We start from the raw sequence: 9,385 nt of genomic DNA, 5'->3' as shown, positions 1-9,385 counted from the left end.
CGCCCCGGTGATGCCCATGGTGGAGACGGCGTACACGAAACCCCGGCTGACCTCGACCGCGTGGGCGAGCCGTTCGTCTGACGACGAGGGCGCGGCGAGGAAGACCCGGTCGAGCCCGGTGCGGTCGCTCGCCGCGAACCAGTCTGCTGCGTCGTCGGGGATGAGGTCGGGGGTGATCAGGCCTGCGCCGCCTGCGGCGAGCAGGTCGTCGGCGAAGCGGTCGACCCCGTACTGCAGGATCGGGTTCCAGTAGGTCATCACGAGGACAGGGGCGTCGACGCGTGCGGTGATCGCCGCGACGGCTTCGATTCCGTGGCGGAGCCGGAAACCGTTGGCGAGGGCCTGCTGGGTGGCGGCCTGGATCACGGGGCCGTCCATCACGGGGTCGGAGTACGGGAGCCCGAGCTCGATGATGTCGACGCCGTTCTCCGCGAGGGCGACCGCGGCCCCGATGCTCTCAGCGAGGGTGGGGAATCCGACGGGAAGATAGCCGATCAGGGCACCGCCGCCCTCTGCCTTGCGCCGGGCGATCGTGGCTTCGACCCTGCTGGTGCGGTTGGGCGTCATCGGTGTGCTGGTCTTCGTCGTTGCGGTCATAGCTGCTGTGCACCCTCGTCGAGCAGGTCGAAGTATCGGCCCGCCGTTTCCATGTCCTTGTCGCCGCGACCGCTGAGGCTGACCAGGATGGTCGCCTCCGGTCCGAGCCGTTTGCCGAGCTCGAGGGTTCCGGCGAGGGCATGGGCCGACTCGATCGCCGGGATGATGCCCTCCGTGCGGCTGAGGAGGCGGAACGCGTCCATCGCCGCGGCGTCGGTGACGGGCAGGTACGTCGCCCGTCCGATGGTCGAGAGCCAGGAGTGCTCCGGTCCGACCCCCGGGTAGTCGAGTCCGGCCGAGATGGAGTGCGACTCGACGGTCTGGCCGTCCTCGTCCTGCAGCATGAGGCTGCGCGCCCCGTGCAGGATCCCCGGGCGTCCCTTGGTCAGGGTCGCGGCGTGGCGCGGGGTCTCGATGCCCTCTCCGCCTGCTTCGTACCCGTAGAGGGCGACAGCAGGGTCGTCCAGGAAGGCGTCGAAGATTCCGATGGCGTTGGAACCGCCGCCGACGCACGCGGTGACGGCGTCGGGGAGGCGCCCGGTGAGTTCGAGCACCTGGGCGCGGGCCTCTTCTCCGATGATCTTCTGGAAGTCGCGCACCATCGCGGGGAAGGGGTGCGGACCTGCGACGGTGCCGAAGATGTAGTTGGTGGTCTCGACGTTCGTGACCCAGTCGCGCATGGCGTCGTTGATCGCGTCCTTCAGGGTGCGCGACCCGGTGCGGACGGAGACGACCTCTGCACCGAGGAGGCGCATCCGTGCGACGTTGAGGGCCTGCCGTTCGGTGTCGACCTCGCCCATGTAGACGACGCACTCGAGCCCGAACAGCGCGGCGACGGTCGCGGTCGCGACGCCGTGCTGGCCGGCGCCGGTCTCGGCGATGACCCGGGTCTTGCCGATGCGCTTGGTAAGAAGCGCCTGGCCGAGGGCGTTGTTGATCTTGTGTGACCCGGTGTGGTTGAGGTCTTCGCGCTTGAGGATCACCCGGGCGCCGCCGGCGTGCGCGGCGAACCGCGGCACCTCCGTGATGATCGACGGTCGGCCGGTGTAGCTCCTGTGCAGTTCCATCAGCTCAGCGGCGAAGGCCGGGTCGACCTTGGCCAGCGCATATTCGTTCGTGAGCTCGTCGAGGGCTGCGACGAGCGACTCCGGGACGAACCGGCCTCCGAAGTCGCCGAAGTACGGGCCTGTTTCGGTTCGAAGGGACGTGGACATTTAGACCGCCAGAAATTCGGTAAGGGTGAGGATGGGATCGTTCGTGACGAGCGCTTCGCCGACGAGGACGACGTCGGCGCCGGCGGCACGATAGTGGGCGACGTCCGCGGCCGTCTTGACCGCTGATTCGGCGACGCGGATGACACCGGAGGGGATCCGGTCTGCGAGGCGGCCGAAGAGCTCCTGGTCGAGCTGGAACGTCGACAGGTCGCGGGCGTTGACCCCGACGAGGCTTGCACCGATATCCAGCGCACGGTCGACTTCTTCGGCGCTATGGGTCTCGACGAGGGCCGTCATGCCGAGTTCGCGGACGAGGGCCTGGAGGGACCCGAGGGTGGCCTGGTCGAGTGCCGCGACGATGAGGAGCACGAGGTCTGCGCCCGCGGCCCTGGCCTCGAGGACCTGGTACGGCTCGCCGATGAAGTCCTTGCGGAGGACAGGGATGGACACGGCGGATCGCACCTGTTCGAGGTCGGCGAGGGACCCGAGGAAACGGCGTCCCTCTGTGAGCACGCTGATGGCGCTCGCCCCGCCGAACTCATAGGAGACGGCGAGGGCGGCAGGGTCCGAGATCTCGGCGAGGGTGCCCCGGGAAGGACTCGCCCGCTTCACTTCCGCGATGATCTTGACCCTGTCGGCCGGTGCGAGGGCGTGCAGTGCGTCGATGGCGGGGGCGCGATCGAGGGCCGCCGATTCGACGGCGGCGAACGGACGGGTGAGGCGCCGTTCAGCGGCGTCTGACAGTGCCCCGGCGAGGAGTTCGGACAGCACTCGGCTAATGACTTTCGTGCGGCGCTGCGTCGGCGACGCCGTAGCCCAGCCGGCTCAGTACGAACCCGGCGATCGGGCCGAGGACGAGGAGGACGACAGAGGCCCACACCAGCCACGGCACATCGAGGAAGAAGGCGACGGTGCCGATCGTGATCGCGACGAGCATGACGACGACAGCCGTCCAGGCCGCGATCGAGTGGCCTTCGCCTGGGTCTACCGACTCGAAGCTCATGGTTCTCCTTCTGGGCGTCAACTGCGTACGCATGGGCGTCATCTGCGGACGCGTGGATTGTGGGTCCTGGTGCGGCTCAAGTCTAGCGGCGGCGCCGATCACCGGTCACCGGCCGTTTCGGTGGGATCATCGCCGCGCGTGAGCCCGTCCCAGGTGATGACGGCATCCTCTCGCGCGTCTTCACCGGCGGAAGCAGCCGGCTGGCCGCCGGGTGCACCGTCCGCGGGCTCGAAGCGCACGGCCTGGTATCGACTCGTCGCGCCGGGCCAGCGGCGATTCGTGACGAGGATGCCGACACCGGCCGCGGCCATGATGACACCGGCCGCGAAACCGGCGAAGGCCCACGGTGTGAGGGCGGCCGCGGTGACGCCGTCCTGGATCGAGGCGTTACCCGCGATGCCCGTCGCTTTGGTGATCGCGGCCGCGCTCGCTGCGGCGGGGTTGCCGATGGCGAGGCCGGCATCGAGGGAGACCGAGAAGCCGAGAAGCACCTCGAGGGCGCCGAGTACGACCCGGATCACGGGGCCCGCGATCGTGAGTGCGCCGGCGAGGGCGAGCCCGGCGAGGGCGAGGGCGCTCAGCGCGCCCGCTGCGGTCGAACCGCTGATCGGCAGGTCGACGGTCGATGACCCCTGCACGACGCGCACGTCGATCCAGACCTGGCTCCAGGCGAGGAGCGCGAGTCCGCTCGCGGCGATGACGAGGAGCACCAGCCGGAGCTTGAGGGTGCGACCGGTTCGCTTCACCTAGTGCACCCGCTTCATGGCGTTGGCGATCGCGACGGCGCGCAGCGGTGCCGCGGCCTTGTTGACCGATTCCTGGAACTCGCTCGCGGGATCGGAGTCTGCGACGAGGCCTCCCCCGGCCTGCACCCTGGCCACACCGTTGCTGATCGTGGCGGTGCGGATGGCGATGGCCAGGTCCGCGTCCCCGGCGAACCCGAAGTAGCCGACCACTCCCCCGTAGACACCGCGCTGGGTGGGCTCGAGATCGTCGATGATTTCGAGCGCCCGCGGCTTCGGCGCCCCGGACAGGGTTCCGGCCGGGAAGGTCGCCCGGAACACGTCGATGGCCGTCTTCCCCTGCAGCAGGTTGCCCTCGACGGACGAGACGAGGTGCATGATGTGGCTGAATCGCTCGATGCGTTTGAACTCGGTGACCTCGACGGAGCCGGGTGCGCAGACCTTGAGCAGGTCGTTCCTGGCGAGGTCGACGAGCATCAGGTGTTCCGCACCTTCCTTGGGGTCACCGGCGAGCTCGGTCTCGAAGTCGGCGTCCTGTTCCGGGGTGGTACCGCGCGGCTTGGATCCGGCGATCGGGTGGGTGAACACGCGCCCGTTCTGGACCTTGACGAGGGCCTCAGGGGACGATCCGACGATCCAGTACGGTTCCCCTGTCGCGGACTCGAGGCCGAGCAGGTACATGTACGGGCTCGGGTTGAGGCTGCGGAGCACCCGGTAGACGTCGATCGGGTCGGCCGTGCACTCCTGGTCGAAACGCTGGGAGATGACGACCTGGAAGATGTCCCCGTCGACGATGTGCCGCTTGGCGGTGTCGACGGAGGCCAGGAAGTCGTCGCGGGTGGTGCGGGCGCGCATCGTCGCGGGGGCCGACATGTCGACCTCGGCGAGCCAGGCCTCCGCAGGCACGGCGAGCCTGGCCTGCATCGAATCGAGCCTGGCCTGGGCGGTCGCCCAGAGCGTGTCCGCGGCGTCGATCCCGTCGTTCAGGACGTTGGCGATCAGCTGGACCGTGCCGAACTTGTGGTCGATCGCGACGAGGTCTGCCACGAAACTGAAGGCCTGGCCTGGTACGTCATAGTCTGCGGTGGGCTGGTTGGGCAGGCGTTCCAGCTGACGAACGGCCTCCCAGCCGATGAACCCGACGAGACCGCCGGTCAACGGCGGGTGCCCGGGAAGCCGCGGCGTCTGCCAGCGGGCGTACAGGGTGGCGAGGGCCTCGAGCGGCGGCTGGGCCGCTGCCGGGCCGAGGACGCGTGCGGCGTCGACGCCGTAGGGGATCCACCGGGTTTCCGAACCCTGCTGGGTCAGGACGCCGAACGACGACACCCCGACAAAGGAGAACCGCGACCAGATGCCGCCCTGTTCCGCCGACTCGAGCAGGAAGCTGCCCGGTTGACCGGCCGCGAGTTTGCGGTAGATGCCGACGGGGGTCTCCCCGTCCGCGAAGAGTTCGCGGATCACGGGGATGACGCGGTGCCCTGCTACCAGCGCGTCGAACTGCGCGGCCGTCGTCGTGCCGGCCGTACTCGTCTGGGAATCCGTCGTCATGCGTGTTCTCCGTCTGTCGCGTCGGGGTCTGTCGCATCGGGGTCTGTCGCGTCGGGGTCTGTCGCATCGGGCCTGGCGCCGTGGGCGACGTCGATGTCCCGCCCGTCGAAGCACGTGTGGGTTCCGGTGTGGCAGGCCCCGCCGACCTGGTCGACCTGGACGAGCAGGGTGTCTGCGTCGCAGTCGAACGCTGCGCCGCGCACGTACTGAGCGTGCCCGGACGTGTCGCCCTTGCGCCAGTATTCCTGGCGCGAACGTGACCAGAATGTCACGCGGCCCTCTGAGAAGGTCCGCCGGAGGGCTTCCTCGTTCATCCAGCCCAGCATGAGCACCTCGCGGGTGTCCCACTGCTGGATCACCGCGGGCAGGAGGCCGTCCGCATTGAAGACGGCGCACCCGAGGGCATCCTCGATGGTCTGCAGGGGTGTCATCAGCGCACCACGAGTCCTTCCCTGGCGAGTTCGTGTTTGACGTCTCCGATACTGAGTTCGCCGTTGTGAAAGACGGATGCCGCGAGGACGGCGTCTGCGCCTGCCCGGATCGCGGGCGGAAAATCTTCGACCCGTCCAGCGCCGCCGGAGGCGATCACGGGTACGCTGCTGATTTCGCGCATGAGGCCGATCAGCTCGAGGTCGAAGCCATTCTTGGTCCCGTCCGCGTCGATGGAGTTGACGAGCAGCTCCCCCGCTCCGAGTTCGATCGCGAGCCTGGCCCAGGCGAGGGCGTCGAGGTCGGTCTCTGTGCGGCCGCCGTGGGTCGTCACGACGAACCCGGATTCCGTGCGGTCGCTGCGCTTCACGTCGAGGGACAGCACGAGCACCTGTGAACCGAAGCGGTCGGCGATCTCGCCGATCAGGGCAGGGCGGAGGATTGCGGCGCTATTGACGCCGACCTTGTCAGCGCCGCTCGCCTGCAGCCGCGAGACGTCTTCGACTCCCCGGATCCCGCCGCCGACGGTGAGCGGGATGAAGACCTGCTCCGCTGTGGCGCGCACGACGTCGTACGTCGTCGCCCGGTTGTCGACGGTCGCGGTGACGTCGAGGAACGTGAGTTCGTCTGCACCCTGCTCGTAGTACCGTCGCGCCAGTTCGACCGGGTCGCCCGCGTCCCTGAGGTTCTGGAAGTTGACGCCTTTGACGACCCGGCCGTTGGCCACGTCGAGGCACGGGATGACCCGCACGGCAAGACTCACGATTGCACCTCCGGGGCTCTGCTGCCCAGTGTTGTTCCGCCCGTTGCTATTCTGCCCACAATCGGGTTCTACAGGCGGGCGTTGTGGATGGCGCTGATCAGGATGGCCCGGGCGCCGAGCTCATAGAGGGCGTCCATGATGTGGTTGCTGTCGTGACGCGGGACCATCACGCGCACGGCGACCCAGTCGGGGTCGTGCAGGCTCGACACCGTGGGTGACTCGATTCCGGGGGCGAGCAGGCAGGCCGCGTCGAGTTTGACGAGCGGGATGTCGTAGTCCATCAGCACGTACTGGCGGGCGACGAGCACGCCCTGCAGACGGCGGAGGAGCGTGTGGATGCCGGCGTTCTCGTTCTCGGAGGTGATCAGGACCGCCGTCGATTCGAGGATGACCGGGCCGAAGATCTCGAGGCCGGCCTTGCGCAGGGTCGTTCCGGTCGAGACGACGTCGGCGACAGCATCCGCGACACCCAGCTGGACGGCGGACTCGACGGCGCCGTCGAGGGTCACGAGGGTGACCGTGACGGAGTGACGGGCCAGGAAGGCTTCGACGAGACCGGGGTAGCTCGTCGCGACGCGGAGCCCTTCGAGGTCGCTCAGCTCGCCGAAGCGTCCGGCGGGGCCCGCGAAGCGGAAGGTCGAGTCGCCGAAGTCGAGGCTCGCGATCTCCCGTGCCGGGGAGCCGGAATCAAGCAGAAGGTCCCGGCCGGTGATTCCGACGTCGAGCGCCCCGCTGCCGACGTAGGTGGCGATGTCCCGCGGACGCAGGTAGAAGAACTCGACGCCGTTGCGCGGGTCCGACACGACGAGGTCGCGCGGGTCGCGACGCCCGGTGTACCCGGCCTCGTGCAGCATCTGCGCCGCGGTTTCGGACAGGGAGCCCTTGTTGGGCACGGCAATTCTCAGCATCTCAACACTCTCAGCAGGTCAGTTCTCGGGGTAGGGATGGCGGCGCCGGCCGCTGCGGCGGCCGGTTCAGAGGTGCTTGTAGACGTCGGCGAGGGTGAGCCCCTTCGCCAGCATCATGACCTGCACGTGGTAGAGCAGCTGGCTCATCTCTGCGGCGGTTTCCTCGTCGCTCTGGAACTCCGCTGCCATCCAGACTTCGGCAGCTTCTTCGACGATCTTCTTGCCGATGGCATGCACTCCCGCGTCGAGTTCACGGACGGTTCCGGAGCCTTCCGGCCGGTTGAGTGCTTTTTCGCCCAGTTCAGCGAAGAGGTTGTCGAATGTTTTCACTCCCCTAGGTTACTAGTGCGCGTGCGAGTGCGCGGTCGCAGCAGTCCTCAGGAGAGCGATCCGGGCCTCGGGATCCGGGAAACCGAACACGCTCGAGCCGGCGACGAAGGTATCCGCGCCCGCCTCTGCGGCCACGACGATGGTCTCCTCCGTGATGCCGCCGTCGACCTGCAGCCAGATGTCCCTGCCACTGGCCCTGACGGCATCCGCCACCGTGCGGAGCTTGCGCATGGTCGACGGCAGGAAGCTCTGGCCGCCGAAACCGGGCTCGACGGTCATCACGAGGACCTGGTCGAATTCGGCGAGGAACTCGAGGTACGGCTCGATGGCGGTGCCCGGCTTCAGGGCGATGCCCGCGCGGGCGCCTGCTGCCCGGAGCTTGCGGGCAAGCGCGACCGGGTTGGTCGTCGCCTCACCGTGGAAGGTCACGGAGAACGCTCCGGCCTCGGCGAATTTCGGTGCCCACCGTTCCGGATCCTCGATCATGAGGTGCGCGTCGACGGGCAGCGCAGAGACCTGCATGATGCGCTCGGCGACGGGGAGCCCGAAGGTGAGGTTCGGCACGAAATGGTTGTCCATCACGTCGACGTGCACGAGGTCGGCGGTGCGGATGCGACCGAGGTCGCGTTCCAGGTTCGCGAAGTCTGCGGCGAGAATGCTGGGGCTGATCCTGATCGGCATGCCTTCACCCTATCGCCGCAGGCATGCCACCCCACTCCGTGAGGTGTCGCACATCGACCTTCATTCGCCCGGCGAACGTCGATATGCGACACCTCACGAGTATTGCTAAGCGGTGCGCTCGAGCAGGGTGATGAACATCGCGTCGGTTCCGTGGCGGTGCGGCCACAGCTGCACGCTCGTTCCGTCGCCCGGCAGGTCGAGCGGGGTGCCGCTGAATCCCTGGACGACCGCGGCCGTGTCGACGGCCCGCACCCGGTCTCCCCACTTCTTCAGCGCCGTGGCGACAATGCCGCGGCTCTCCGCGATGTGCGGTGAGCACGTGACGTATGCAAGGAGGCCGCCGGGCTTCAGTGCGCCGAGCGCCGCGTCGATGAGGCCGGACTGCAGGTCGGAGAGTTCGGCGACGTCGCGCGGAAGCTTGCGCCAGCGCGCCTCCGGCCGGCGACGCAGTGCGCCGAGACCCGTGCACGGTGCGTCGAGCAGGATGCGGTCGAATTCCTCGGAGTGGTTGACGGCGATGCGGGTCCCGTCGAGTTCCCAGACCGGAACGGTGCCCGGGACCGCGGAGAGGGCGCGGCGCACGAGCGTGGCCCTCGCCGGAACGAGCTCGTTTGCAACGAGTTCGGCGCCACCCGCGCGCGCTTCTGCGGCGAGCAGGGCCGCCTTGCCGCCGGGTCCGGCGCAGAGGTCAAGCCAGCGTTCTCCCGGCGTGATGGGGCGGGCCCGGCTCAGGGTGAGTGCTGCGAGCTGCGAACCCTCGTCCTGCACCCGGATGCGGCCGTCGTGGTCGGTGACGAGGTGAACGGGGTCTCCGCCCGCGAGCATGAACCCGACCGGGGAGTACTCGTTGGGTCGGCCGAGGCCGGCGGTCTCCTCTGCTGTCGTGATGCCAGGCAGCGCGACCATGTTGACCCGGGGGGCGGCGTTATCGGCGATAAGCAGGTCTTCGAGTTCGTCCTCACGGCCTTCGAGGCGCAGCGACTGCCTGAATGCGCGCACGACCCACACCGGGTGCGAGTGTTCGGCGGCGAGCCGGTCGTCCGCGGAGCCTGCTCCGGCGAGGACCCGTTCGCGCCACTCCTCCGGGGTCGAGCGGGAGATGGTGCGAAGCACGCCGTTGGTGAAGCCCGTCGCTGCACGGGAGCCGACCTGGCGGGCCAGTTCGACGG

General features: G+C 68.7%; 12 protein-coding genes. All 12 read right to left on the bottom strand.

The genetic code is table 11. The features are described from left to right. On the bottom strand, nt 1–597 hold a 597-nt coding region (gene trpA, locus QN345_RS11950; RefSeq protein WP_416347663.1), incomplete at its 3' end, for a tryptophan synthase subunit alpha. Continuing rightward, complete coding sequence (gene trpB, locus QN345_RS11945; RefSeq protein WP_134560083.1) at nt 594–1,811, bottom strand: tryptophan synthase subunit beta; 1,218 nt, start codon at nt 1,809–1,811, stop codon at nt 594–596. The genes trpA and trpB, both read right to left, overlap by 4 nt. Beyond that, nucleotides 1,812–2,582 carry an indole-3-glycerol phosphate synthase TrpC gene (trpC, locus tag QN345_RS11940; protein ID WP_134448732.1) on the bottom strand — a complete coding sequence of 257 codons (771 nt, stop codon included), beginning with the start codon at nt 2,580–2,582 and terminating at the stop codon, nt 1,812–1,814. It lies immediately after the preceding gene. Nucleotides 2,583–2,586: 4 nt separating this feature from the next. Then, a complete protein-coding gene (locus QN345_RS11935; protein WP_134448733.1) occupies nt 2,587–2,814 on the bottom strand; it encodes a DUF6704 family protein in 228 nt (75 codons plus the stop codon). A gap of 98 nt (nt 2,815–2,912) precedes the next feature. After that, complete coding sequence (locus QN345_RS11930) at nt 2,913–3,560, bottom strand: Trp biosynthesis-associated membrane protein (RefSeq protein WP_322189718.1); 648 nt, start codon at nt 3,558–3,560, stop codon at nt 2,913–2,915. Next, complete coding sequence (locus QN345_RS11925; protein ID WP_134448735.1) at nt 3,561–5,105, bottom strand: anthranilate synthase component I; 1,545 nt, start codon at nt 5,103–5,105, stop codon at nt 3,561–3,563. It lies immediately after the preceding gene. Further along, the gene (gene hisI / locus QN345_RS11920; RefSeq protein WP_134561151.1) at nt 5,102–5,536 is read right to left on the bottom strand and encodes a phosphoribosyl-AMP cyclohydrolase; all 435 of its coding nucleotides are present in this window, start codon (nt 5,534–5,536) and stop codon (nt 5,102–5,104) included. Before hisI ends, QN345_RS11925 begins: the two co-directional genes overlap by 4 nt. Then, nucleotides 5,536–6,297: an imidazole glycerol phosphate synthase subunit HisF gene (hisF, locus tag QN345_RS11915; protein ID WP_134448737.1), complete on the bottom strand. Its 762-nt coding sequence runs from the start codon at nt 6,295–6,297 to the stop codon at nt 5,536–5,538. The genes hisI and hisF overlap by 1 nt, the downstream gene beginning before the upstream one ends. Before the next feature lie 68 nt (nt 6,298–6,365). Further along, nucleotides 6,366–7,205, bottom strand: coding sequence for an ATP phosphoribosyltransferase (gene hisG, locus QN345_RS11910; RefSeq protein ID WP_134448738.1), 840 nt, complete (start codon nt 7,203–7,205; stop codon nt 6,366–6,368). A 66-nt stretch (nt 7,206–7,271) separates the two neighbouring features. Further along, nucleotides 7,272–7,535 carry a phosphoribosyl-ATP diphosphatase gene (locus QN345_RS11905; RefSeq protein ID WP_134448739.1) on the bottom strand — a complete coding sequence of 88 codons (264 nt, stop codon included), beginning with the start codon at nt 7,533–7,535 and terminating at the stop codon, nt 7,272–7,274. Nucleotides 7,536–7,547: 12 nt separating this feature from the next. Next, the gene (gene rpe, locus QN345_RS11900) at nt 7,548–8,216 is read right to left on the bottom strand and encodes a ribulose-phosphate 3-epimerase (RefSeq protein ID WP_134448740.1); all 669 of its coding nucleotides are present in this window, start codon (nt 8,214–8,216) and stop codon (nt 7,548–7,550) included. Between the two features lie 105 nt (nt 8,217–8,321). Next, on the bottom strand, nt 8,322–9,385 hold a 1,064-nt coding region (locus tag QN345_RS11895; protein ID WP_323508679.1), incomplete at its 5' end, for an RsmB/NOP family class I SAM-dependent RNA methyltransferase.

The sequence above is a fragment of the Cryobacterium sp. 10I1 genome (assembly GCF_035019805.1).
GTDB classification, from domain to species: domain Bacteria; phylum Actinomycetota; class Actinomycetes; order Actinomycetales; family Microbacteriaceae; genus Cryobacterium; species Cryobacterium glucosi.
The sequence above is the reverse complement of the archived record's forward strand: the minus strand, read 5'-3'. Positions and strand labels throughout refer to the sequence as shown.